This is a genomic window from Streptomyces sp. NPDC088732 (genome assembly GCF_044751205.1).
Classification (GTDB): Bacteria; Actinomycetota; Actinomycetes; order Streptomycetales; family Streptomycetaceae; genus Actinacidiphila.
In genome coordinates this window covers 33,261-55,347 of record NZ_JBIVLI010000014.1, presented here as the reverse complement: position 1 = coordinate 55,347, position 22,087 = coordinate 33,261, and the positions used below count along the sequence as shown (strand labels likewise).

Annotated in this window: 23 protein-coding genes; 7 read left to right on the top strand and 16 right to left on the bottom strand. The window is 73.6% G+C overall.

Annotated features, from left to right (window positions below; genetic code table 11):
* Positions 1 to 509 precede the first annotated feature (509 nt).
* The gene (locus ACIP9H_RS23410) at positions 510 to 1,517 is read left to right on the top strand and encodes an aldo/keto reductase (protein WP_401586357.1); all 1,008 of its coding nucleotides are present in this window, start codon (positions 510 to 512) and stop codon (positions 1,515 to 1,517) included.
* A 36-nt stretch (positions 1,518 to 1,553) separates the two neighbouring features.
* Here the strand turns inward: ACIP9H_RS23410 and ACIP9H_RS23405 are convergent, their stop codons facing one another.
* Complete coding sequence (locus ACIP9H_RS23405; RefSeq protein ID WP_401960560.1) at positions 1,554 to 2,192, bottom strand: GNAT family N-acetyltransferase; 639 nt, start codon at positions 2,190 to 2,192, stop codon at positions 1,554 to 1,556.
* 97 nt (positions 2,193 to 2,289) lie between these two features.
* Between ACIP9H_RS23405 and ACIP9H_RS23400 the strand changes: the two genes are divergently transcribed.
* Positions 2,290 to 2,787, top strand: coding sequence for a peptidylprolyl isomerase (locus ACIP9H_RS23400; protein WP_401586361.1), 498 nt, complete (start codon positions 2,290 to 2,292; stop codon positions 2,785 to 2,787).
* A gap of 178 nt (positions 2,788 to 2,965) precedes the next feature.
* Positions 2,966 to 4,231, top strand: a complete 1,266-nt coding sequence (locus tag ACIP9H_RS23395) for a D-arabinono-1,4-lactone oxidase (RefSeq protein ID WP_401586363.1) — start codon at positions 2,966 to 2,968, stop codon at positions 4,229 to 4,231.
* Between the two features lie 331 nt (positions 4,232 to 4,562).
* Here the strand turns inward: ACIP9H_RS23395 and ACIP9H_RS23390 are convergent, their stop codons facing one another.
* From ACIP9H_RS23390 to ACIP9H_RS23330, 13 genes are all read right to left on the bottom strand, one after another.
* The gene (locus ACIP9H_RS23390) at positions 4,563 to 5,138 is read right to left on the bottom strand and encodes a Clp protease N-terminal domain-containing protein (protein ID WP_401586365.1); all 576 of its coding nucleotides are present in this window, start codon (positions 5,136 to 5,138) and stop codon (positions 4,563 to 4,565) included.
* Between the two features lie 2 nt (positions 5,139 to 5,140).
* On the bottom strand, positions 5,141 to 5,350 hold the full coding sequence (locus ACIP9H_RS23385; protein WP_319658245.1) for an HTH domain-containing protein: 210 nt from the start codon (positions 5,348 to 5,350) through the stop codon (positions 5,141 to 5,143).
* Positions 5,351 to 5,480: 130 nt separating this feature from the next.
* Positions 5,481 to 5,930, bottom strand: coding sequence for a phospholipase (locus tag ACIP9H_RS23380; protein ID WP_401586369.1), 450 nt, complete (start codon positions 5,928 to 5,930; stop codon positions 5,481 to 5,483).
* A gap of 198 nt (positions 5,931 to 6,128) precedes the next feature.
* Entirely contained in the window at positions 6,129 to 6,809 is a 681-nt protein-coding gene (locus ACIP9H_RS23375) for a cytochrome b/b6 domain-containing protein (RefSeq protein ID WP_401586372.1), read from the bottom strand.
* Positions 6,793 to 7,503: a molybdopterin-dependent oxidoreductase gene (locus ACIP9H_RS23370; protein WP_401586374.1), complete on the bottom strand. Its 711-nt coding sequence runs from the start codon at positions 7,501 to 7,503 to the stop codon at positions 6,793 to 6,795. The genes ACIP9H_RS23375 and ACIP9H_RS23370 overlap by 17 nt, the downstream gene beginning before the upstream one ends.
* Before the next feature lie 74 nt (positions 7,504 to 7,577).
* Positions 7,578 to 8,759, bottom strand: coding sequence for a 4-hydroxybenzoate 3-monooxygenase (locus ACIP9H_RS23365; RefSeq protein ID WP_401960556.1), 1,182 nt, complete (start codon positions 8,757 to 8,759; stop codon positions 7,578 to 7,580).
* Positions 8,760 to 8,766: 7 nt separating this feature from the next.
* A complete protein-coding gene (gene pcaC, locus ACIP9H_RS23360; protein WP_401586380.1) occupies positions 8,767 to 10,017 on the bottom strand; it encodes a 4-carboxymuconolactone decarboxylase in 1,251 nt (416 codons plus the stop codon).
* A 45-nt stretch (positions 10,018 to 10,062) separates the two neighbouring features.
* A complete protein-coding gene (pcaB, locus tag ACIP9H_RS23355) occupies positions 10,063 to 11,496 on the bottom strand; it encodes a 3-carboxy-cis,cis-muconate cycloisomerase (RefSeq protein WP_401960552.1) in 1,434 nt (477 codons plus the stop codon).
* Positions 11,465 to 12,034, bottom strand: coding sequence for a protocatechuate 3,4-dioxygenase subunit alpha (gene pcaG / locus ACIP9H_RS23350; RefSeq protein ID WP_401960549.1), 570 nt, complete (start codon positions 12,032 to 12,034; stop codon positions 11,465 to 11,467). Before pcaG ends, pcaB begins: the two co-directional genes overlap by 32 nt.
* Positions 12,031 to 12,813, bottom strand: coding sequence for a protocatechuate 3,4-dioxygenase subunit beta (gene pcaH / locus ACIP9H_RS23345; protein WP_401586389.1), 783 nt, complete (start codon positions 12,811 to 12,813; stop codon positions 12,031 to 12,033). The genes pcaG and pcaH overlap by 4 nt, the downstream gene beginning before the upstream one ends.
* 10 nt (positions 12,814 to 12,823) lie before the next feature.
* Positions 12,824 to 14,017, bottom strand: a complete 1,194-nt coding sequence (locus ACIP9H_RS23340; RefSeq protein WP_401586392.1) for a thiolase family protein — start codon at positions 14,015 to 14,017, stop codon at positions 12,824 to 12,826.
* Entirely contained in the window at positions 14,014 to 14,697 is a 684-nt protein-coding gene (locus tag ACIP9H_RS23335; protein WP_401586394.1) for a CoA transferase subunit B, read from the bottom strand. The genes ACIP9H_RS23340 and ACIP9H_RS23335 overlap by 4 nt, the downstream gene beginning before the upstream one ends.
* Positions 14,697 to 15,467, bottom strand: a complete 771-nt coding sequence (locus tag ACIP9H_RS23330; protein ID WP_401586396.1) for a CoA transferase subunit A — start codon at positions 15,465 to 15,467, stop codon at positions 14,697 to 14,699. The genes ACIP9H_RS23335 and ACIP9H_RS23330 overlap by 1 nt, the downstream gene beginning before the upstream one ends.
* A 135-nt stretch (positions 15,468 to 15,602) precedes the next feature.
* Between ACIP9H_RS23330 and ACIP9H_RS23325 the strand changes: the two genes are divergently transcribed.
* The gene (locus tag ACIP9H_RS23325) at positions 15,603 to 17,261 is read left to right on the top strand and encodes an IclR family transcriptional regulator C-terminal domain-containing protein (RefSeq protein WP_401586398.1); all 1,659 of its coding nucleotides are present in this window, start codon (positions 15,603 to 15,605) and stop codon (positions 17,259 to 17,261) included.
* A gap of 9 nt (positions 17,262 to 17,270) precedes the next feature.
* Here the strand turns inward: ACIP9H_RS23325 and ACIP9H_RS23320 are convergent, their stop codons facing one another.
* Complete coding sequence (locus tag ACIP9H_RS23320; protein WP_401586401.1) at positions 17,271 to 17,801, bottom strand: hypothetical protein; 531 nt, start codon at positions 17,799 to 17,801, stop codon at positions 17,271 to 17,273.
* Between the two features lie 68 nt (positions 17,802 to 17,869).
* Between ACIP9H_RS23320 and ACIP9H_RS23315 the strand changes: the two genes are divergently transcribed.
* A complete protein-coding gene (locus ACIP9H_RS23315) occupies positions 17,870 to 18,799 on the top strand; it encodes a hypothetical protein (protein ID WP_401586403.1) in 930 nt (309 codons plus the stop codon).
* 21 nt (positions 18,800 to 18,820) lie between these two features.
* On the opposite strand, the gene ACIP9H_RS23310 is transcribed toward ACIP9H_RS23315, so the two are convergent.
* Entirely contained in the window at positions 18,821 to 20,221 is a 1,401-nt protein-coding gene (locus ACIP9H_RS23310; RefSeq protein WP_401586406.1) for a peptidase C39 family protein, read from the bottom strand.
* A 287-nt stretch (positions 20,222 to 20,508) separates the two neighbouring features.
* Between ACIP9H_RS23310 and ACIP9H_RS23305 the strand changes: the two genes are divergently transcribed.
* Both ACIP9H_RS23305 and ACIP9H_RS23300 read left to right on the top strand, forming a co-directional pair.
* Positions 20,509 to 21,681, top strand: coding sequence for an exo-alpha-sialidase (locus ACIP9H_RS23305; RefSeq protein WP_401586408.1), 1,173 nt, complete (start codon positions 20,509 to 20,511; stop codon positions 21,679 to 21,681).
* A gap of 80 nt (positions 21,682 to 21,761) precedes the next feature.
* Positions 21,762 to 22,040: a chaplin gene (locus tag ACIP9H_RS23300; RefSeq protein WP_401586410.1), complete on the top strand. Its 279-nt coding sequence runs from the start codon at positions 21,762 to 21,764 to the stop codon at positions 22,038 to 22,040.
* Positions 22,041 to 22,087 lie beyond the last annotated feature (47 nt).

The following is a 22,087-nucleotide window of genomic DNA, read 5'->3' as shown; positions in this document are numbered from 1 at the left end:
CAGCAATTGCCGACCGGCAAGTCGATCAATGAATTCCGTGACGTTACGTGAGATGTGTCCGCTCTGTGTAGGCGAATTGATGACCCCGGGCGAACGGCCGTATACGAGTGGTGAATATGGGGGGCATAAATCGACGCTCGGTCGCCGCGGGGCGCCGCAGCGTGTTCGCCGCGTGACACCCATCACGTACCTATTGCCTACGCATGCACTGTGGATACATATGTCCGCTTACGGCCCTCAATGCCGGATAAGGCAGGACAAGGGGAGTTCCAACCCGCCCTCCAGGAAGGCGTCATGGCGCCCGCGCACGTCGTCGTGCCCGGCGGGACAACCGATGCCCGCACCCGTCGATTCCCGGCGGCGCCCCCGCCCCCTTCCCACCCCGCGGGAGGGCCGGGAACCCGGGTGACAGCGCGGAACCCCCAGGGGTAGCCTCCCAATCCCGAACATTTTCTTACATCGACACCTCAGCGCACCGCCGTACCCACACCTCGACCGGGAGCCCCCGCGTGCCCTACCTCGCCGCCGAAGACCGCTACGCCTCCATGCAGTACCGCCGCACCGGCCGCAGCGGGGTCCTGCTCCCCGCCGTGTCCCTGGGCCTGTGGCACAACTTCGGCGACACCTCGCCGCTGGAGACCCAGCGCGCGGTGCTGCGCCGCGCCGTCGACCGCGGGGTCGTCCACCTCGACCTCGCCAACAACTACGGCCCGCCGGCCGGCTCGGCCGAGGCCAACTTCGGCACCCTCTTCGCCCAGGACCTGCGCCCGTACCGCGACGAGCTGTTCATCGCCAGCAAGGCCGGGTACGACATGTGGCCCGGCCCGTACGGCGAGTGGGGCAGCCGCAAGTACATGCTGGCCTCCCTGGACCAGTCCCTCGGCCGGATGGGCCTGGACTACGTCGACGTCTTCTACTCCCACCGCTTCGACCCGGACACGCCCCTGGAGGAGACCATGGGCGCCCTGGACACCGCGGTCCGCCAGGGCAAGGCGCTGTACGCGGGCATCTCCAACTACCCCGCGGACGCCCACCGCCGGGCCACGGAGATCCTGCGCGGACTCGGCACCCCGCTGCTGATCCACCAGGCCGCCTACAGCATGCTGCAGCGCGGCCCCGAGGCGGGCGTCCTCGACGCCGTCGGGGAGACCGGGACCGCTCTCATCGCCTACTCGCCGCTCGCCCAGGGCCAGCTGACGGACCGCTACCTCGACGGCGTCCCCGCGGACTCCCGGATGGCCCTCGGCCACTTCCTCAAGCGCGACGCCCTCACCGACGAGAAGCTGACCCTGCTCCACGCCCTCAACAAGCTCGCGGGCGAACGCGGCCAGACCCTCGCGCAGCTGGCCCTGACCTGGGTCCTGCGCGACCCGCGGGTGGTCTCCGTGCTCATCGGCGCAAGCAGCGTCGCGCAGCTCGACCAGAACCTCGCGGCCCTGGACGCGGAGCCCCTCACCGCGGCCGAACTCGCCGAGATCGACCGCCTGTCGGCCGAGGCGGGCGTCGAGATCCCGTAGCTCCCGCAGGCGTCGCCGCCCCGGGGGTCCCGGCCGTCAGGACCCCTGGAGGCGGCCCCGCAGCGCGGCCCGCACGTCCGGCCACTCGTCCTGGAGGACGGAGTAGTAGGCGCTGTCGCGGACGGTGCCGTCGGTCGCGCGCACATGGGCGCGGCGGATGCCCTCGAAGCGTCCGCCGATGCGCTCGATGGCGGCACGCGAGCGGGCGTTGCGGGCGTCGGTCTTCAAGGTGACGCGCAGCACGCCCCAGGTCTCGAAGGCGTGGGTGAGCAGCAGCAGCTTGGCCTCGGTGTTGCAGGGCGTGCGCTGGGCCGAGGCGGAGAGCCACGTGCTGCCGATCTCGGCGACCGTGGGCGCCCCTGCCGGGCGCGGCGTGGTGCGGCCCGCGGGCCAGGCCGGGACGGCGGACCAGTAGTCGAGGTCCAGGAAGCGCGTCGAGCCGACCACGGCGCCGCGCGCGGTGTCGACCACCGCGAACGGGAGCGCGGCGCCGGTGACCTGCTCCGCGAGCGCCTCCTCGACGTACCGCCGCATCGCGGGCGGGTCGTCCGGCACCAGGGTGAAGCCATAGGTCTCGCGGGACTCCCGCGCGGCACGCAGCAGCCCGTCCGCGTGGTCCGGGGTGAGCGGCTCCAGACGGACGTGTCCGCCCTGCAAGGTCACGGTTTCCGGCATGTCCCGGATGGTATGCGCACCGCCGCGCGGCTGGTCAACTGCGTGTCCCGCGCGGGGCGCGGTCGGCGGCGGCGACCGGGGATGTGAAAATGTCGGCATGAGCAACAACGACGTGTACTTCGACATCACGATCGACGGCGAGCCCGCCGGACGGATCGTCTTCACCCTCTTCGACGACGTGGTGCCCAAGACCGCGCGGAACTTCCGCGAGCTGGCCACCGGCGAGAACGGCTTCGGCTACGAGGGCTCCCACTTCCACCGCGTCATCCCGGACTTCATGCTCCAGGGCGGCGACTTCACCGCCGGCAACGGCACCGGTGGCAAGAGCATCTACGGCGCCAAGTTCGCCGACGAGAACTTCCAGCTCAAGCACACCAAGCCGGGCCAGCTGTCGATGGCCAACGCGGGCCGGGACACCAACGGCTCGCAGTTCTTCATCACGACCATCGTCACCGACTGGCTGGACAACAAGCACGTCGTCTTCGGCGAGGTCGTCGAGGGCATGGACGTCGTCAAGAAGATCGAGTCCCTCGGCTCGCGCAGCGGCACCCCCAGCGCCCGCGTCGAGATCGCGAAGTCCGGCACGGTCGCCTGACCCAGGTCCCGCCGCCCGGCACCCCGGCCGCCCCGCGCGGCCTCCGGTGCCGGGCGCCCGACCCGCCGGCGCGGGGGCGGCGTACGATCCTCATCGGCGCCGATCACCCCTGGTGGGGCGGTTCGGCCGGCGGCCGCACGGCACGCCGGGCGCCGCACGACGGAAAGGAACGTCCACGATGTCCGCGGAACGGAACTGGGGCGGCAACATCGCCTTCCACGCACGGCGGCTCCACACCCCGGAGTCCGTCGGCGCGCTGCAGGAGATCGTGGCCCGCTCCGAGCGGATCAGGCCGCTGGGCACCCGGCACTCCTTCAGCACCGTCGCCGACACCGAGGGCGACCACGTCTCCACCGCCGCACTGCCCGCCGCAGTCGACATCGACACCGCCGCGCGGACCGCGACCGTGAGCTCGGGCCTGCGCTTCGGAGAGATCGCCGGGACGATCGACCGGGCCGGTTTCGCCCTGCACAACCTGGGCTCGCTGCCGCACATCTCCGTGGCCGGCGCGTGCGCCACCGGCACCCACGGCTCCGGGACCACCAACACCTGCCTGGCCGGCGCCGTCCGCGCGCTGGGCCTGGTCACCGCCGACGGCGAGCACGTCGAGATCCGCCGGGGCGACCCGGACTTCGAGGGCTCCGTCGTCGCGCTCGGCGCACTCGGCGTCGTGACGCACCTGACGCTGGACCTGCTCCCCGCCTTCTCCGCGCGCCAGTGGGTCTACGACGACATGCCGCGCGAGGAACTGGGCCGGAACTTCGCCGAGGTGATGTCCGCCGGCTACAGCGTCTCGGCGTTCACCCGCTGGCACGACCCGGTGCTGGAACAGGTGTGGCTCAAGGAGCGCGTCGAGGACCCCGCCGCGCCGCCGGCCCCGGCGCCGCGCGAGTGGCACGGAGCCGTCCTGGCCGACGGCCCCCGGCACCCCGTCCCCGGCATGCCCGCCGAGCACTGCACGCCGCAGAACGGCGACGTCGGCGCGTGGTACGAGCGGCTGCCGCATTTCCGCATGGAGTTCACGCCCAGCAGCGGCGAGGAGATCCAGTCCGAGTACTTCGTGGACCGCGCCGACGCGGCGGCGGCGTTCGACGCCCTGTGGGAGGTGCGCGAGCACTTCGCGCCCGCCGTGCAAATCGGCGAGATCCGCGCCATCGCGGCCGACGAACTGTGGCTGAGCCCGGCCTACGGGCGCGACAGCGTCGCCTTCCACTTCACCTGGGTCCCCGACACGGCCGCCGTCCTGTCCGCCCTGAAGGCCGTCGAGCAGGCCCTGCGGCCGTTCTCCGCCCGCCCGCACTGGGGCAAGCTCTTCACCGTCCCGGCCGCCGACCTGCCCGGGCTGTACCCGCGCTACGACGACTTCCGCGCACTCGCCGCCCGCCTGGACCCCTCGGACACGTTCGGCAACGACTACCTGCGGGAGTACTTCCCCCGCGGCTGACCGGCAACGGCGCGAGGGCGCGGGGACCGGGGCGATGCGCTCGCCCTTGGCCCGGCAGCCAGGCCGGAGCGACCCGGGCCGGAGGCGGGGACCGATCCTCCTCGCCGAGCTGCCCGGGAGAGCGCAGCGCACCATCGAGGATGCCGTGACCGGGCGGCGAGTACGGCACGGCACGATGTCGATGCCGGGCTCGCCTCGCGGTTGTGCACCACGTGCGCCCGGCGGAGGTCCAGGACGGGCCCGGGGCGGTTGGCCCCGCGGCCCGAATGGCTCACCGCCGACACTCGCCTTCGGTCGGGCGGAGCCGGATTCCGCCCGCGCCGACGTGCCGTCAGCTCGCCCTGGCCCGCCGGCCCCCGTCCTCCTCCCCGAGCACGCGCTCGATGTCGGCCCACGAAGCCCCGAACTCCGTGAGCACGTCCGCCACCACGCCCGGACCGGTCGCGAGGGCCAGCAGCATGTGCTCGTCGCCGATGTGGCGGTCCCCGCGCGCCAGCGCGGACCGCAGTGAGCGCTCCAGTACGGTCTTCGCGCCCCGCGTGAGGGGCGGGCGCCCGGCCGGCCGCCACCGCCGGGACCTGCGTCCGGCGGCCAGCGCACCGGCGCCGTGCGTGTCCTCGACGCGGGCGACGATCGCGGCCACGTCGATGCCGAGCCCGGCCAGCGCCTCCGCGTCGGCCCGTGAGACCCCGCCCCGGCGCCGGGACTCCGCGAGCGCGTCCTCAAGTGCCCCGCGACGCCGGTCCACGCCCAGCGCGGCAAGGACCCCGGAGGCCCGGGTGCCCTCCGCGTCGAGCAGCGAGAGCAGCAGGTGCTCCTCGGCGACGGCCTCGTCCCGGGCCTTCTCGGCGTGCCCGAGAGCGCCCTCCACCACGTCGCGCGCGCTCTTCGTGAACCTCTCGAACATCCTCAGTTCCTCCCGTACTTCTTGTGCACGGCCTGCCTGCTGACGCCCAGTTCGTGGGCGATCTCCTGCCAGGACCACCCCTTGGCCCGCGCGCTCCTGACTTGCACGGCCTCGAGCTGCTCCAGCAGCCGCCGCAGCGCGGCGACGGCCCGCAGCCCGATCCGTGGATCACGGTCTCCCGCCCGTTCGGCGAGATCGGTTGCCTCGGTCATGACTGTCAATCTACGTTGACAGGAGACTCACGTCAACCGCGGTTGACGTGAGGGTCGGGGGGAACGCACACGCCCGGCCCCCCGTGACGGAGGGCCGGGCGCGCGGCGGAACGGGGAAGGGCGGTGCCGGTCAGCCGAAGGCCTTGACCGCCTGGTAGTAGGTCCACGCGGTGCCATTGCACGCGGTCGCGGTGGCGCCGCTGTAGCCGGCGCAGATGCGCTTCAGGTCCTCGTAGAAGGCGCTGTCCAGCCGGCTCTTGTTGGCGGAGAAGCTGCCGGCGGCCTTGTAGTTGCGGTACCCGAAGTCGTGCCGGGCGCAGGAGTTCGCGAACGGGAAACCGAAGGGGTTGTCCGGGGAGGTGCTGCAGTAGTCCGTGGACCAGTCGAAGGCGTAGGCCGACCAGGCACCCTGGTTCTGGCGCGCGGCCCACCAGGCGTTGTAGCTGGAGGCGCTGGTCTGGGTCCAGCTCGACAGCACCTGGGCCTTGTCGGCGGGGACGGCGTTGGCGGGCGTGGTCAGAACGACGGTGGCGACAACGGCGGCCACGGTGGCGGCGAAGCCGGTGGTGATTCGGCGCATGGGGGTCTCCAGAGACGGGCGCGCGGCGGCGCGCGGGTACGGGGGTGGCACCGGATGCGGAATCTCACGGGTGGTGCGGAAGTTGCCGGATCAGCTTCGCGCCGGGCGGTCTATGCGAGTAGACGCGGGACGGCAAAATCTGCATGAACATGCCTAAGCGCCGCCGACGTCAGTCGTCGACGGCGCATCATGAACGGTTCAGGAGCGGGGGGAACGGTCCCCCGGCGCGACCCCGGACGCCTCCCGCCCGACGTCCTCGGCCTCCACGGCCTCCTTGGCGTGGTCCCAGTGCGGATGGTGGAGCCGCGCCCAGGTCTGCGTGACGAACCCCGTGCGCATGCCCTGCCGCGCCTCCGGGTCGTGGTACGCCATCCACCAGTGGCCCGCCACCGCGAACGCGACGGCCAGCGCCAGCCAGTCGTGGACGAAGGTCGCCCCCGTACGCCACACCACCGCCGTCAGGTGCGGGAACATCATCAGCAGCCCGGTGCCCAGCATCACCAGCACGGCGCCGGCCGCGAACGCCGCGTAGAGCTTCTGCCCCGCGTTGAACTTGCCCGCCGGGCGCCCCTGGTAGAGCCGGCCGCGCAGGGCGGCCCGCAGCCAGGTCCTGTCGTACGGCAGGAAGCGGTTGAGCCGCCGCAGGTCGAGCCGGAACGCGCGGGAGGCCAGACCGGCGAGCGCGGGCAGCGGCAGCGCGATGCCGGACCACTCGTGGACGGTGACGACCAGCCGCCTGCGGCCCACGATCTCGGCGAGCGGCGGCAGGTAGAGGCAGGCCGCGGTGAACAGGCAGACCGTCATCAGCGTCGCCGTGGAGCGGTGCACCCAGCGCTCGGCCGGGGTGAACCGGCGTACGGACTCAGGAAGTCGGGGCATCGTGGCGTCCGTTCGAGCGGCCGACCCAGGCGTCGACGTCATAGCCGTAGTGCTCCCAGTAGCCGGGCTGCACGTCCTTGGTGACCTCGATGCCCGAGAGCCACTTGGCGGACTTGTAGAAGTACATCGGCGCCACGTACAGCCGCACCGGACCGCCGTGCGCCGCCGTCACCGGCTTGCCCTGCATCCTCAGGGCGACCAGCACGTCGTCCCTGCGGGCCTGTTCGAGGGTCAGGCTCTCGGTGTAGGCGCCGTCGAAGCACGTGAAGCGGACGGCGCCGGCCCCGTCCCGCACACCCGCGAGGTCGAGCAGATGGGACAGCCGCACCCCTTCGAACGCGGTGTCGTCCACCCGCCACCCGGTGACGCACTGCACATCGCGCACCATGTGCGTCTGCGGCATGGCCCGCAGGTCGGCGAGGGTGTAACCGGCCTGGCGGTCGACGAGTCCGGAGACGGTGAGCCGGTAGTTCGTGGCGTCGCGCCGCGGGATCGAACTGGTCACGTTGTAGAAGCGGAATCCCCCGCCGCCCGGCAGCAGCCCCGTCAGACCGGTGGGGTCCTTGCTCGTCACCTGCGACAGCGCCGAGTCCAGACCGTCCTGGACCCGGCTGCCCACCGCCACACCGAGCGCGCCGAGCCCGACCATGCCGAGCACCACGCGCCGGCCCACCGGCGTGCCCTTGCTTTCCATGTCCCTCACCGTAATCCCGTGAACGCCGCCTACAGAGTGCCCGGCCACCCCGTAAGGAAGGCGTAACAGGTCGGTCAGCCGATCTCCAGACCCGCGTAGTTCTCCGCCAGCTCCGCCGCCGCGTGCCGGGAGACCGCGATGCGGTCGAGCTGGCTGGTCTGGAGCCGGGCGTCGAAGTCGCCGAGCGTGGGGTCGGTGTGGAGGGTCGAGGTCATGAACCAGGAGAAGTGCTCGGCCCGCCACACCCGGCGCAGGCAGGTGTCCGACCAGGCGTCCAGCAGGGCTTCCGACCCGGTCTCCCGCAGGTGCGCGAACGCCCTGGCCAGCACGACCACGTCGGCGGCGGCCAGATTGAGTCCCTTGGCACCGGTGGGCGGCACGATGTGCGCGGCGTCCCCGGCGAGCAGCACCCGTCCCCAGCGCATGGGTTCGGTGACGGAACTGCGCATCGGCAGCACCGCCTTGGAGGTGATCGGTCCCCGGGCCAGCTTCCAGTCGCCGTCGATCGCGAAGCGGGCGTCCAGTTCGTCCCAGATCCGCTCATCGGGCCAGTCGTCGGTGTCGGTGCCGTTGGGCACTTGGAGGTAGAGCCGGCTGACCTGCGGCGAGCGCATGCTGTGCAGGGCGAAGCCGCGCGGCGAGTGCGCGTAGATCAACTCGTCGCCGGACGGCGGGACGTCGGCGAGGATGCCGAACCACGAGTACGGGTAGACCCGCTCGTACGTCCGGGTCGCCCCGTGGGGGACCGCCCGGCGGGTCACCCCGTGGAAGCCGTCGCAGCCCACGACGTAGTCGCAGGTCAGGGTCTTGTCGCGGTCCTCGTGGGTGTAGTGGATCACCGGACGGTCGGTGTCCGCCCCCTCGACCGCCTGCACCGGCGCGCCGAACACCAGCGGGGCGCCGCCCTCGAGCTGCAGGGCGATCAAGTCCTTGACGACCTCCGTCTGCGCGTACACCCACACACGGCGGCCGCCGGTGAGCGCGGGGAAGTCCAGACGGTGGGTGCGCCGGTTCCAGCGCAGTTCGATGCCGTCGTGGACCAGGGCCTCGCGGTCCAGGCGGTCCGCCGCACCGCAGGAGCGCAGGACGTCGACCGTGGACTGCTCGAGGATCCCGGCCCGCTGGCGGTGCTCCACGTAGGCGCGTTCCCGGCTCTCCAGGACCACGCAGTCGACCCCCGAGCGGTGCAGGAGCCGGGCCAGCAGCAGGCCGGCGGGTCCGCCGCCGACGATGCCGACGGTGGTGTGGGTCTGCATGAGTGGTCTACTCCCCCTCTTCCGGTACTTCTCCCGGTTCTTCTGGTCTTTCTGGTCCTTCTGGTCCTTCCTCTTCGAGGACGCGGTTCGCCACGGCGAACGCAGCGTTCGCGGCGGGCACACCGCAGTAGACGGCCGACTGGAGCAGAACCTCCCGGATCTCCTCCCGTGTCAGGCCGTTGCGCCGGGCCGCCCTGACGTGCAGCGCCAGTTCGTCGAGGTGGCCGTGCGCCACGAGCGCGGTGAGCGTGACGCAGCTGCGGGTCCTGAGGTCCAGGCCGGGCCGGGTCCAGATCTCGCCCCACGCGTAGCGGGTGATGAAGTCCTGGAAGGGCGCGGTGAAGGCCGTGGTCCGCGCGACCGCCCGGTCCACGTAGGTGTCGCCGAGCACGGCGCGGCGGACCGCCGTGCCCGCGGCGTGGCGGGAGCCGTCGTCGGTGGCGGGGCCGGACGTCAAGTGGCCGAGCAGCGCGGCCAGTACGGGTGCCGGGCGCTCGACGTTGGCCAGGTGCGCGGCGTGCGCGACCTCGGTGAGGCTCGCGCCGGGGATGCCGTCCGCGAGTTCGCGGGCGTCGGCGACCGTTGCCGCGGGGTCCTCGCGGCCGGCGACGACGAGGGTCGGCGCGGTGATCGCCGCCAGGCCGGCCCGCCCGTCGTGCGTGGCGAGCACCTCGCACAGCCGCGCGTACGCCTCCGGGTCGGCGGCCCGCAGATCGTCCACGAGGGCCTCGCCCGCCGGGCCCGGCACGGAGCCGGACGTGAACCAGCGCGCCGCCGTGGTGTCGGCGACCGGCCCGGTGCCCTTCGCGCGCACCAGCGCGGCCCGGTCCCGCCAGCCCTCCGGGGTCCCGAAGCGGGCCGCGGCGCACAGGACCGCCAGCGAGCTCACCCGCTCCGGGTGGTGGATCGCCAGCCATGTCCCGACCGCGCCGCCCAGCGAGATGCCCGCGTACCCGAACCGCTCGATGCCGAGGGCGTCGGCGAGTTCCAGCACCATCCGCCCCAGGTCCGCGGTCGTGGCGTCCGGCGGCAGCAGCCCGGCCGGTGTGCCGCCGTGCCCGGGCAGGTCCCAGCGGACCACCCGGTGGTCGCGGGCGAGCGCGGGCACTTGGGCGTCCCACACCGCCAGTGACGTGCCCAGGCTCGGGCCCAGCAGCAGCGCGGGGCGCCCGGCCGCCCCGGCCGCCCCGGCGGGTCCGTCGACCCGGTGATGCAGCAGCCGTGCCCCCTCGGCACCGGCCGGTGTGCTGCCGCTCATGCGTCCTCCTGGGGTAAGGGCGTGCGGGGGTGCGGGCGTTCCGGGTCAGTGGGACCCGCCGGGCGGCGGGGGGTCGGGGCGGCGCAGGGCCCGGTCCACGAGGGCGGCCGCGGATCCGGTGTAGCGGGCGGGGTCGGTGAGGTCGCGCAGCCGGTCCTTGGGGAGGAGAGCCGCGAGGGCGGGGTCCTCGGCGAGGACGTCGTCGAGGTCGATACCCTCCTCGACGGCCCTGCGGGAGGCCCTCGCGAGCGCAGCCCCGGCCTCGTCGCGGCCGATCAGGGCCGCGAGCGCCGCGGCCAGGCGCTCGCTGACGACCAGACCGCCGGTCGCGTCGAGGTTGTCGCGCATGCGGTGCGGGTGGACGCGCAGTCCCCCGGCCAGTTCGGCGGCGGCGGCCGCCGCGCCGCCGGCGAGGCGCAGTGCCTCGCGCAGCGGCTGCCATTCGGCGTGCCAGGCCCCCGCGGGCCGTTCGTCCTCGGCGGCGAGGGAGTGGTACAGGACCGAGACGAGCGCGGGCACTTGGCGGGCCGCGGCGGCGATGAGCACGGCGCGCACGGGGTTGGCCTTGTGGGGCATGGCGGAGGAGTCCCCGCCGGTGCCCTCGGCGACCTCGCCGATCTCGGTGCGGGTCAGGACGAGGACGTCGGCCGCGAACTTCCCCAGCGCGCCCGCCGTGAAGGCGAGCGCGCCGCCGAGGTCGGCGACGGGGGTACGCAGGGTGTGCCAGGGCAGCCCGGGTTCGGCGAGCCCCGTCTCGGTGGCGTACGCGGCGGTCAGCCGCTCCCCCAGGTCGTGCGGAACCTCCTCCGCGGAGGCCGCCTCGGCGAAGGCGTGGAATGCCGCGAGGGTGCCCGCCGCGCCGCCCAGTTGGGCGGGCAGTGCGCCCCGGACGGCCGCCAGGCGGTCGTGGGCGTCGAGGACGAGGGCGCGCCAGCCCGCCGCCTTCAGCCCGAAGGTGGTGGGGACGGCGTGCTGGGTGAGGGTGCGCCCGGCCATGGGCGTGTCGCGGTGCTCGCGGGCCAGCCGTCCGAGCGCGCCGGCGGTGCGGGCGAGGTCGCCGAGCACGGGCTCCAGCGCACGCGAGGCCACCAGCATGGCGGCGGTGTCGACGATGTCCTGGCTGGTGGCACCGCGGTGCACGTAGGGCGCGGCGGCCTCGTCCCGGTCCGCCACGGCCGCCGTCAGGTCTGCCACCAGCGGGACGACGGGGTTGCCGCCGGAGCGGGCGCGCAGGGCGAGGTCGCGCGGGTCGTACCGGACGGTGTCGCCCGCCGCGGCCGTCACCGCGGCGGCCGCGGCGGCCGGCGCGAGACCCAGCGCGGCCTGCGCGCGGGTCAGCGCGGCCTCGGCGTCGAGCATGCCGCGGACGAACGCGGCATCGCCGGTCGCCTCCTCCACCGGCGTACCGGCCCGGCCCGGGGAGAGCAGGCCGGTGTCGGCGAAGGGGTCAGTCGAAGGCAAGGAAGACCGTCTCCTCATGCACTCCGTCGTACTGCAGGCGGATGTCGAAACGGTGGACGCCGTCGCCGTCCGGAGTGGCGAGCAGCGTGGCGCGCCGCTCCGGCTCCAGCGAGCCGAGCAGCGGGTCGCCGTCCGCGGCCTCCAGATAGGCGCGGGTGTGCAGGTGGTGCAGCAGGCCGCGGGCGAAGACGATCATCGACACGTACGGGACGCCGCCGGGCGGCAGCGTACGGAAGGCGTAGTGCCCGTCGGCGTCGGTGGGCACGCGGCCGAAGCCGGTGAAGACCAGCCCGTCGCGGCCGAGGACCGCGCCGTCCACGGGGTCGCGGCGCAGGGAGCCGGGGGCGCCGTGCCGGGAGCCGTCGGGGGCGGGCTGCCAGAGCTCGATCATCGCGTCGGGGACGGGCTGCCCCGCGCCGTCGTACACGTACCCGTGGACCGTGACCGCCCCGGGGTGGCCGGGAGGTGCCAGGTCCCCGCCCTTGGCGAAGGGCAGCGCGTAGCCGTAGAAGGGGCCGACCGTCTGCGAGGGCGTGGGGGCGTGGGGCGGGTTCATCGGCCCTCCTCGGCCCAGGTGGCGGCGGGTCCGTCCAGGACGATGTCCCAGCGGTAGCCGAGCGACCACTCCGGCGTGGACAGGTCGTGGTCGTAGGCGGCGACCAGGCGCTGCCGCGCGCGGTCGTCGGTGACCGACTGGAGGATGGGGTCGCCCGCGAAGAGCGGGTCGCCGGGGAAGTACATCTGCGTGACGAGGCGCTGGGTGAACGCCGTGCCGAAGAGCGAGAAGTGGATGTGGGCCGGGCGCCAGGCGTTGAGGTGGTTGCGCCAGGGGTAGGCGCCCGGCTTGATCGTGACGAACTCGTACGTTCCGTCCTCCCCGGTCAGCGTGCGCCCGAGCCCGGTGAAGCCGGGATCGAGCGGGGCCGGGTGGTCGTCGCGCTGGTGGGCGTAGCGGCCGGAGGCGTTGGCCTGCCAGATCTCGACGAGCTGGCCGCGCACGGGGCGGCCCCGGCGGTCCAGGACGCGCCCGGTGACCCGGATCCGCTCGCCGAGCGGCTCGCTCCGGTGCTGCCGGGTGAGGTCGTGGTCCAGTGCGGTGACGTCGGTGACGCCGAAGACGGGTCCCGACAGCTCCACGGCCTCGGGGTCGCCGCCGGCCGGACCGGCGGCGACCAGGGGGCGCTTCGGGTGCCGCAGCACGCTGCTGCGGTAGGGGGCGTAGCCACGCCGGGGGTGGTGCTCGACGGCCGCGCCGTCCGCGAGGCGCGCGGCGTACGCCTCGCGGGCCGCCGCGATCTCGCGGGAGATCTCGTCCTGCGTGAGCGGGGTGGCCATGCGCGCGCTCCTACCTCTCGAGGACGAGGGCGAGGCCCTGCCCGACGCCGATGCACAGGGCCGCCAGGCCGGTGCCGGAGCCCCGGGCGGCGAGCTGGTGGGCGACCGCGCCGGCGATGCGGGCGCCGGACGCGCCGAGCGGGTGGCCGACGGCGATGGCGCCGCCGCGCGGGTTGACCAGCGCCGGGTCCAGTTCGGGCCAGCCGGCCAGGCAGCCCAGCACCTGGGCGGCGAAGGCCTCGTTGAGCTCGACGGTGCTGAGGTCGCCGAAACCCTTGCCGGACTTCGCCAGTGCCTTGCGCACGGCCTCGACCGGGGCGAGGCCGAAGTAGTCGGGCTCGATGCCGGTGACCGCGGAGGCGCGGATGCGGGCGAGCGGTTCGCGGCCGGTGGCCCGCAGCCCCTCCTCGTCGACGACCAGCAGGGCGGCCGCGCCGTCGTTCAGCGGCGAGGAGTTGCCCGCGGTCACCGTCCCGCCGTCCTTGCGGAAGGCGGGCTTGAGGCGGGCGAGCGCCTCCATGGAGGTGGTGTCGCGGATGGTCTCGTCGCGGACGAGGTCCACGCCGTCCAGCGGCACGACCTCCGCGTCGTACAGACCGTCCTTCCACGCGCGGGCGGCCTTCTCATGGCTGGCCACGGCCCAGGCGTCCTGCTGCTCGCGGGTGATGCCGTGCCGGTCGGCGATCAGCTCGGCGCTCTCGCCGAGCGGGATGGTCCACCGCGGGTCCATCCGCGGGTTGACCATGCGCCAGCCCAGGGTGGTGGAGTACATCTCCTGGTGGCCGGCGGGGAAGGCGCGTTCGGGCTTGGGCAGCACCCAGGGAGCGCGGCTCATGGACTCCACGCCGCCGGCTATGGCGACGGAGACGTCGCCGACCGCGACCGCGCGGGCGGCCTGGATGACCGCTTCGAGGCCGGAGCCGCAGAGCCGGTTGACGGTGGTGCCGGGGACGGTGACGGGCAGTCCGGCCAGCAGGACGGCCATGCGCGCGACGTCGCGGTTGTCCTCGCCCGCGGCATTGGCGTCGCCGAAGAACACGTCGTCGACACGGGCCGGGTCGAGGTCGGGGGTCCGGGCCATGAGCGAGCCGACGACGTGCGCGGCGAGGTCGTCCGGGCGGACGCCCGAGAGGGCGCCGCCGTACTTGCCGACCGGGGTGCGGACGGCGTCGACGATGTAGACCTCGCGCAGGTGCTGGCTCATGACAGGGCTCCTCGGCCTGTGGCGGCGACGGCGGTGTCGCCGGTGTCTCGGGTGGTGCGGACCGGGGCGGCGGTCCTCTCCAGGATCTCCTCCACGGCGACGCCGGGGGCCGTCTCGACGAGGACGAGTCCGTCGCCGGTGACGTCGAGCACGCCGAGGTCGGTGATGATCCGGTCGACGCACGCCTTCCCGGTGAGCGGCAGGGCGCACTCCTGGAGGATCTTGGGGCTGCCGTCCTTGGCGGTGTGGGTCATGGTGACGATGACGCGCCGGGCGCCGTGCACGAGGTCCATGGCACCGCCGATGCCGGTGACCAGCTTGCCGGGAATCGCCCAGTTGGCCAGGTCGCCGCGGGCGGAGACCTGCATGGCGCCGAGCACGGCGGTGTCGATGTGGCCGCCGCGGATCATGCCGAAGGACAGCGCGGAGTCGAAGAACGCGGCGCCGGGCAGGACGGTGACGGTCTCCTTGCCGGCGTTGATCAGGTCGGGGTCGACCTCGTCCTCGTACGGGAAGGGGCCGGTGCCCAGGATGCCGTTCTCCGACTCCAGGACGACCTCGACGCCCGGGGGGAGGTGGTTGGGGATCAGCGTCGGCAGTCCGATGCCGAGGTTGACGTATTCGCCGTCGCGCAGTTCCAGCGCCGCGCGGGCGGCCATCTCGTCGCGTGTCCAGGCCATCAGGCCGACGCCTCCCTCGGGGTGACCGTGCGGAACTCGATCTTCTTGTCGGCGGCCTGTCCGGGGGTGAGGGCGACGACCCGCTGCACGAAGATGCCCGGCAGGTGGACCTGGTCGGGGTCGAGCTCACCGGGCTCGACCAGTTCCTCGACCTCGGCGACGGTCACACGGCCGGCCATGGCGGCGAGCGGGTTGAAGTTGCGGGAGGACTTCGCGAAGACCAGGTTGCCGTGCCGGTCGCCCTTCGCGGCGCGGACCAGCGCGAAGTCGGTGGTGATGCCGCGCTCCAGGACGTATGCGACGCCGTCGAACTCGCGGACCTCCTTGGGCGGGGAGGCCACGACCACCCCGCCCTCGCCGTCGTACCGCCAGGGCAGGCCGCCGTCGGCGACCTGCGTGCCGACGCCGGCGGGCGTGTAGAAGGCGGGGATGCCGCAGCCCCCGGCGCGCAGGCGCTCGGCGAGGGTGCCCTGCGGGATGAGTTCGAGCTCCAGCTCGCCGGCCAGGTACTGGCGGGCGAACTCCTTGTTGGCGCCGATGTAGCTGCCGGTCACCCGGGCGATGCGGCCGGCGGCGAGCAGGACGGCGAGGCCGGAGTCCAGGGCGCCGCAGTTGTTGGAGACGACGGCGAGGCCGCCGGTCCCGGCGTCGTGGACGGCCTGGATGAGCGTGTTGGGCACGCCGCTCAGGCCGAAACCGCCGACGGCCAGCGACGCCCCGTCATGGACGTCCGCCACGGCCTCGGCGGCCGAGGCGACCACCTTGTCCATCCCGTGCCACCTCTTGTTCGCCTGGTGAACTTAAGTTCACAATTATCGATGGCCGAGTGTGATCCTCCGGCGCCCGCTCTGTCAACGTGCCGGAGCGGTACGGTTTCGACGACATATCTCCGTGCTGGAGCGCCCATGACATCCCCCGCACCCGCCACCGCCCTCCCGCCGCGGGAGGCCGTGGGCCCCCTCGTCCGGGGACTCGCCGTACTGCGCGGGCTCGCGGCGGCCGACGGACGGCGCTCGGTGGGCGACCTCGTACGGGACACCGGACTCGCCCGCTCCACCGTGGACCGGGTGGTCAGCACCCTCACCCGCACCGGCTACCTGCGCCTGGAGGGCCGCGACGCCGTCCTCGCACCCCGGCTGATGGAACTGGGCAACGCCTACCTGGCCGCCAGCCGGCTGCCCGACCTCCTGGGACCGCTCGCCGACGCACTGGCGGACGGCCTGGACGAGTCGGTGTCCATCGCGGTGCCCGACGGGGACGGCGTGCGCTTCGTGCACCAGGTCACCCGGCGCCGCGCCATGTCGCTGACCTTCCGGCTGGGCGATCTGCTGCCCGCCGAACGGGGCGCCCCCGGCGCGCTGTTCGCCTGCGGGTGGGGCGCTGCCGAGTGGGACCGCTGGCGGCGGCGCCGGGCGGCCGACCCCCACGGCGCGGGCTTCCCCGCCCTGCCGGAGGGCCACGACGAGGGCGCCGCCTCCTTCGAGGAGCGCGTCCGGGCCGCCGGGGAGCACGGCTGGTCGGCGGACGACCAGCTCATCGAGCCCGGCCTGATCGCCGTCGCCGTACCGGTGCGCGACCCGGCCGGCACCACGATCTGCGCGGTGAGCGTGGTCAGCCACACCAGCAGGCACAGCGCCGACTCGCTGCGGGCGGCGGTCCTGCCCCGGCTGCGCGCAACGGTCGCCGCGATGGAGCGGGCGCTCGCCGCCCCCGCCGGACCGCCCGCCGCCGCGTCCGGCCCGGTCCCGGCGGCCTGGACGCGGGCCTCCAAGCAGGAGCTCGGGCCGGAGTTCGTGGAGTCCCTGGCCCGCGGGCTCGCCGTGCTCACCGCGTTCGGCGAGGGCCGCTCCGCGCTGCCTCTGACCGCCGTCGCCGAGGCCACCGGCCTGGCCCGGGCCACCGCGCGCCGCTCGCTGATCACCCTGGAGCACCTGGGCTACGTCGCCGCCGACGAGCGGCTCTTCCGGCTCACCCCGCACGTGATGGAGCTCGGCTGCGCCCACCTGTCCCGCCTGCCCCTGTCCCAGATCGCCGCGCCGCACCTGGTCGGCCTCGTGGCGCACGTGCACGACTCCGCCTCCATGGCCGTGCTGTCGGGCACGGACATCCAGTACGTGGCCAGGGTCCCCACCGTCCGCATCATGAGCGTCAACATCACCGTCGGCACCCGTTTCCCCGCGTACGCCACCGCGATGGGCCGGGTCCTCCTCGCGGGCCTGCCCGCCGGCGAACGCGCCGACCTGCTCGCCCACACCGACCGCACCGCCCTCACCCCGCACACCGTCACCGGCCTGCGGGCCCTGAACGAGGTCCTCGACGTGGCCGCCGCGGACGGCCACGCGCTGGTCAGCGAGGAACTGGAGGAGGGTCTGCGGTCCATCGCGGTCCCCGTCCGCGACGGCACCGGCCGGGTCGTGGCCGCCGTCAACGTCTCGATGCACGCCAGCCGCCGCACCGTGGAGCAGTCCCGCGCCGACCTCCTCCCCCCGCTCCGCGCGGCCGCCGCCCGCATCGAGGAGGACCTGCGCGTCGTGGGCCGCTACGCCCGCGTCGCCGTCTCCTGACCCGCCGCGTCACAGGAGCGGGGTGGAAGGGTCCACGTTCCACTCACGGGGCAGGTCGCTCCCGCAGAAGACGCACACGAAGTCGTCCTCCCGCACGATCCCGCGCTCCCCGCACCCGGTGCAGCGCCGGAAGACCACCGCGTGCGTGAAGCCGGCCGGACGCCCGATCGCGGCACGGTCCAGGGCGCGGGCCACCGCCGGCCAGGACCCGGTGTCCGGGCAGTACCCGGTCGAGAGGTTGCTGACCTCGACGGCCGCCCACTGCCCGGCCGTCCCCAGGAAGGCCATCTCCCCCGCCCCCAGCACTTCGCCGCCGCCGGCGCACGCCACGTGCTCACTGCGGCGCGGCGCCAGGCGCAGCACACCGGCGACGTCCACGATGTAGGTGAAGGGCTCCGCCAGGTCCGCGGCCGTCTGCTCCGCGGCCCACGCGGCGAAGTCCCCCGCGCGGCGGATCGGCCGTCCCGCGGTTCCCGGCCGCACGGCCGCCCGCAGGGCCGCCGGTCCGACATAGCGGTAACACCGCACTGCGTCGTCCACGCCGCCACGGTAGAGCGTCCGCCGCGGCGGCGGGAACCGGGGCCGCGGAGCGTGCGTGATCACAGGGCATGATCTCGAAGCACACGACGGGGCCGGCACTTGTCCACCTCACCATGGTGTGGCTCATGGGCTCCGCGCTCACCGCGGTCGGTTTTTTTGTGGTGGGCGTCGGGTTGTTCGCCGGCGGGGCCACGGCGGGAGCGGTCGCCGCCCTCTGCTGGGCGCCGGTCGCGGTGGCGCTGCTCGCAGCGCCGGGGTTCGCGGCGCGCCACCTGATACCGGTGACAAAGCGGCGCGGCGGGGTCTGGGCGTGGGCCGCCGCCGTGTTCGGGGCGGGCACGGCCGGGGCGCTGATCGCCGTGGCGGTGCGCCTGCATGCCGACGGCCTGCGGAACGGGTTCGTGCTGTACGTCTCGGGAGGGGTCTGTTACGCGCTGGCCGCCGCGTTCTTCCTTCCCGGCGCCCGGACGCGGATCGCCGCTGTCGTCGCGGCGGCCCTGTTCGCCACCGGCGGGGCCTGGACCGCCTGGGACGCCGGACGGCCCCCCACGCTCGGCACCTGGCTCCGCGCGAACGACGTGGACCGGGCCCTGCTGCGCGTGGGCGACGCCCCGCCGGGCTACGCGCTGAGCGTGCGGGGCGCGAGCGAGGACGGTTTCGGCGCCGACTACGAACGCCCCGGCACCACGGCCCTGCACCTCGCCGTCGAACGCACCGGCGAGGACACCCGGCGCGTGGACGCGCGCGGCTGCCCCGTCCCCTTCGGCGAGACGATCCGCTGCACGGACGACGGCGGGGGCCGGCTGCTCGTCACGTACGAGAGCGGCTATGAACGACGTGAACTGCGGCTGCACCGCGGCGGCCTGGTCTGCACCGTGACCCTCCACGAGACCGGCCCCGGGCCGGGTCTCGCGGCAGCCCGCCGTATCCTGTCCACCCTCCGGCCCGCGACCGACGCCGAACTCGCCCCGCTGACACAGCTGCCCATGCGCGACTGACCCGCCGTGACCGTGATGCGCTCAGAGCACCCCGATCCGGTGCAGCACCCGGATCTGGGCCGGGGACGGCCACAGCGGCCAGGAGAGGTAGCAGACGCCGCCGGTGCCGCCGCGGACCTGGCCGTCGGCGGCGTAGCGCTTCGTCCTCAGCCAGTTGGTCTCGAACTGCGCCCGCGGGTAGACCCGGCGCACGGCCTCGTCGTCGCGGCTCGCGGGGTCGTTGACGATCACATCACCCTCGGGGGTGAATCCGATGACGCACATCAGATGACCGGAGGTGCCGTAGCCCGCCCCGTCCAGTTCGGTGGCCAGGAAGGACTGGGACGTCATCACCGGGATGCCGGCCCGGATCAGCCGCTCCACGTCGTGCAGGCCGTGCAGGCGCGTCACGGTCGCGACGAGGCCGGGGTAGGTGGCGGTGTAGGCGGTGTTGAAGGGCCAGTTGCCGCAGCCCTCGTACTGGTAGTCGTAGGTGAAGCGGGCGGCGTGGTCGACCTGCGGGTCCTCGTAGGAGGGGTCGACCCAGGCGAGGTCGTCCTCGTCCGGTCCGCGGCCCCAGTACTCGACGACCATCTGCGAGGAGGTGGGGCTGCACCAGGCCTCGCCGCCGTTGTCGTACTCCGGGTACTGGCCCTTGTGGATCTCCTGGGAGTAGCGCGGCACGGGCAGTTCGATGCCGCGCGCCACGCCGGGCTCGGAGGCGGGCACGGTGAAGCGGTCGGGGATGTCGGAGGCCATCGCGCCGACCCGCCAGACGGTGGGGGTCGCGCGGCTGCCGGGGCGGCGCAGGAGCGTCAGGCGCAGCCGGTACCAGGCCAGGCGCACGCCGGACGCGGGGTCGGTGACGGCGAGGGTGTCGGTCGAGACGCCGCTCCTGGCGTCGGCCTGGCCGTCCACCGAGGTGCGCCGGATGTCGGCGTCGCCGGAGGCCCAGCGGCCCATGACGTACCAGGGGGTCGTGCTGCCGTCGGTGTAGGCGGCGCGCAGTTCCACCTGGATCCAGGTCTCCGCGGGGGTGCGGGCGTTCCAGGAGGCGACGATCTCGGTCGCGGGGTTGCGCGGGGTGTGGACCGGCGAGGTCCACGTGGCGGTCTCCCACGTCTCGGTGATCCCGGTGTGCGGGTCGGCGTACTCCAGGACGCCGGAGGGCCTGCCGATGGAGATGCCGGGGCGGGGACCGGGTTCGACGCAGGTTCCGCTGCCGTCGCCGCTGTGCCAGTCGGACCAGCGGGTCCATGCGTGGTGGTCCACGGGGGCCTCGTCCTGATCGCCGTACGGGTACGGGCCGGGCCTGCCGCCCGCCGGGCCCGGGGCACAGGGGCGGTTCCCGCCGCCGGCGGCAGAGGCCCTGGGTGCTGCCGCGGTGCTCGCCACCGCGAGGGCGGCGGCGAGCACCGCGCGGCGTGGGGCGATTCGTGTCATGGGCGGTCCCCCTGTCCTGAGCTCGGACGACAGCGGGTCAACTGTCGTCCCGCACGGGCCTTTCGGCCATCGGTTCCGGCACATTGGAGCATGTTCGCCGGGCGATGCCATCGAATGCAGCCAAGGGACACGCCAAAAATGTGTCAAGGATATCGGCATCGTTTCGCGCGCATTACTCATATTGACTTACCAGAAAAAATGCGAACGGAGTGTCATCCACGCACCCCGCATGGCGGATGAGAATCTTGCGCTTCTGGCCATGTCGACGCCGCTCCGGAGGAAGCCTGATGACACTCGGTGCCGTCAGAAGCAAGCGCACGCTGGCCGGTCTGGCCGTCCTTTTCACCGGGGCGGCGGGCTGGCAGGCGCCGGCCGGAGAGGCGGCCGTGGCACCCACCGCGCAATGCGCCACGTCCGTGCCGTTCCGCTCCGGCACCAGCGGTTACCACACCTTCCGCATCCCAGCCGTCCTCCGGATCGGCAAGAGCACCGTGCTCGCGTTCGCCGAGGGCCGCCGCAATTCGGCGAGCGACGAGGGCGACATCGACGTGGTGCTGCGCCGCTCGCTGGACGGCGGCTGCACCTGGCAGCCCATGCGCGTCATCGCCCGCGGCGGGGGCCAGGCGTTCGGCAACCCCACCCCGGTCGCCGACCCGAAGACCGGCCGCATCGTGCTGCTGATCTGCCGCACCGTCGGCAATCTGACGAAGGCTCAGCTCGGTGGCGCCTCCCAGGCGGTCTACGACGCCCGGCAGGTCTGGGAACTGCACAGCGACTCCGGTGGGGGCAAGTGGTCCGCGCCCCGGCAGATCACCAAGAGCGTCAAACCCGACAACTGGCGCTGGTATGCCACCGGACCCGGCCACGCCATCGCCCTGCGCAGCGGTCCGCACGCCGGGCGCCTGCTCGTCCCGGCCAACCACACCGCCGTCGTCGACGGCGAGGTGGTGCACGGCGCCCACGCCCTCTACAGCGACGACCACGGCAGGACCTGGCACATCGGCTTCGTCGAGGAGGTCCCCGGCGGCTGGATCAACCTCAACGAGACCAGCCTGGCCGAACTGCCGGACGGCCGGATCTACATCAACAGCCGCGACGACGGCGGCTTCTCCAACGCCTCGCGGGCCAACGCCTACAGCACCGACGGCGGGGAGAGCGTGGAGGGCAGCTTCGAGCCCCAGGAGGCCCTGGAAGGGCCCGAGGTGCAGGGCAGCGTCCTGCAGCTGCCCGGCGGGCCGCTGGTGTACTCCGGACCGTCCGATCCGGGGGCGCGCGCCGCCATGGCGCTCAGGACGAGCAACGACGGCGGCATCTACTGGGAGCAGGCCTGGCTGGCGAACAGTCACCCCGCCGCGTACTCCGACCTGGTGGACTTGGGGGGTGGCACGGTGGGGCTGCTCTACGAGACGGGAACCACTTCTCCGTACGAAACCCTGACCTTCAACCGGCTCACCTCGTGACCGGATCCGGCGGGCGCCCACATTCGGGTGGCGTGCACGTCGTCGGCCGGGGTCACCAACGAATCTCTAAGGAGAACGCCATGAAGCGCATCGCGAAGGCCGCGGCCGTGACCGCTGTCGCCGGTGTGACCGTGCTCGGGGGCGCCACCGGCGCCTTCGCCGGCGGCCACGGCGGCGGCTTCGGCGGCCACGGCGGCGGCGGTGCCCACGCGCGTGCCGCGGCCATCGGCTCGCCCGGCATCCTGAGCGGCAACGTCGTCCAGGTGCCCGTGAACATCCCGATCAACGTCTGCGGCAACGGCATCAACGCCGTCGCGCTGCTCAACCCGGTGGCCGGCAACGTCTGCGTCAACCGCTGACACCACGGAACGGCGCGAGGGGCGTACCGGAATCGTCCGGTACGCCC

What these genes read in the sequence shown, in the direction of transcription:
- ACIP9H_RS23325 (WP_401586398.1), top strand. Translation starts at nt 15,603, where the DNA reads ATGACATCCCCCGCACCCGCCACCGCCCTCCCGCCGCGGGAGGCCGTG.
- ACIP9H_RS23375 (WP_401586372.1), bottom strand. Translation starts at nt 6,809, where the DNA reads ATGCCCCGACTTCCTGAGTCCGTACGCCGGTTCACCCCGGCCGAGCGC.
- ACIP9H_RS23405 (WP_401960560.1), bottom strand. Translation starts at nt 2,192, where the DNA reads ATGCCGGAAACCGTGACCTTGCAGGGCGGACACGTCCGTCTGGAGCCG.
- pcaG (WP_401960549.1), bottom strand. Translation starts at nt 12,034, where the DNA reads ATGAACCCGCCCCACGCCCCCACGCCCTCGCAGACGGTCGGCCCCTTC.
- ACIP9H_RS23335 (WP_401586394.1), bottom strand. Translation starts at nt 14,697, where the DNA reads ATGGCCTGGACACGCGACGAGATGGCCGCCCGCGCGGCGCTGGAACTG.
- ACIP9H_RS23310 (WP_401586406.1), bottom strand. Translation starts at nt 20,221, where the DNA reads ATGACACGAATCGCCCCACGCCGCGCGGTGCTCGCCGCCGCCCTCGCG.
- ACIP9H_RS23385 (WP_319658245.1), bottom strand. Translation starts at nt 5,350, where the DNA reads ATGACCGAGGCAACCGATCTCGCCGAACGGGCGGGAGACCGTGATCCA.
- pcaH (WP_401586389.1), bottom strand. Translation starts at nt 12,813, where the DNA reads ATGGCCACCCCGCTCACGCAGGACGAGATCTCCCGCGAGATCGCGGCG.
- ACIP9H_RS23340 (WP_401586392.1), bottom strand. Translation starts at nt 14,017, where the DNA reads ATGAGCCAGCACCTGCGCGAGGTCTACATCGTCGACGCCGTCCGCACC.
- pcaC (WP_401586380.1), bottom strand. Translation starts at nt 10,017, where the DNA reads ATGAGCGGCAGCACACCGGCCGGTGCCGAGGGGGCACGGCTGCTGCAT.
- ACIP9H_RS23365 (WP_401960556.1), bottom strand. Translation starts at nt 8,759, where the DNA reads ATGCAGACCCACACCACCGTCGGCATCGTCGGCGGCGGACCCGCCGGC.
- ACIP9H_RS23400 (WP_401586361.1), top strand. Translation starts at nt 2,290, where the DNA reads ATGAGCAACAACGACGTGTACTTCGACATCACGATCGACGGCGAGCCC.
- ACIP9H_RS23300 (WP_401586410.1), top strand. Translation starts at nt 21,762, where the DNA reads ATGAAGCGCATCGCGAAGGCCGCGGCCGTGACCGCTGTCGCCGGTGTG.
- ACIP9H_RS23395 (WP_401586363.1), top strand. Translation starts at nt 2,966, where the DNA reads ATGTCCGCGGAACGGAACTGGGGCGGCAACATCGCCTTCCACGCACGG.
- ACIP9H_RS23370 (WP_401586374.1), bottom strand. Translation starts at nt 7,503, where the DNA reads ATGGAAAGCAAGGGCACGCCGGTGGGCCGGCGCGTGGTGCTCGGCATG.
- ACIP9H_RS23330 (WP_401586396.1), bottom strand. Translation starts at nt 15,467, where the DNA reads ATGGACAAGGTGGTCGCCTCGGCCGCCGAGGCCGTGGCGGACGTCCAT.
- ACIP9H_RS23315 (WP_401586403.1), top strand. Translation starts at nt 17,870, where the DNA reads ATGATCTCGAAGCACACGACGGGGCCGGCACTTGTCCACCTCACCATG.
- ACIP9H_RS23390 (WP_401586365.1), bottom strand. Translation starts at nt 5,138, where the DNA reads ATGTTCGAGAGGTTCACGAAGAGCGCGCGCGACGTGGTGGAGGGCGCT.
- ACIP9H_RS23380 (WP_401586369.1), bottom strand. Translation starts at nt 5,930, where the DNA reads ATGCGCCGAATCACCACCGGCTTCGCCGCCACCGTGGCCGCCGTTGTC.
- ACIP9H_RS23305 (WP_401586408.1), top strand. Translation starts at nt 20,509, where the DNA reads ATGACACTCGGTGCCGTCAGAAGCAAGCGCACGCTGGCCGGTCTGGCC.
- pcaB (WP_401960552.1), bottom strand. Translation starts at nt 11,496, where the DNA reads ATGAGGAGACGGTCTTCCTTGCCTTCGACTGACCCCTTCGCCGACACC.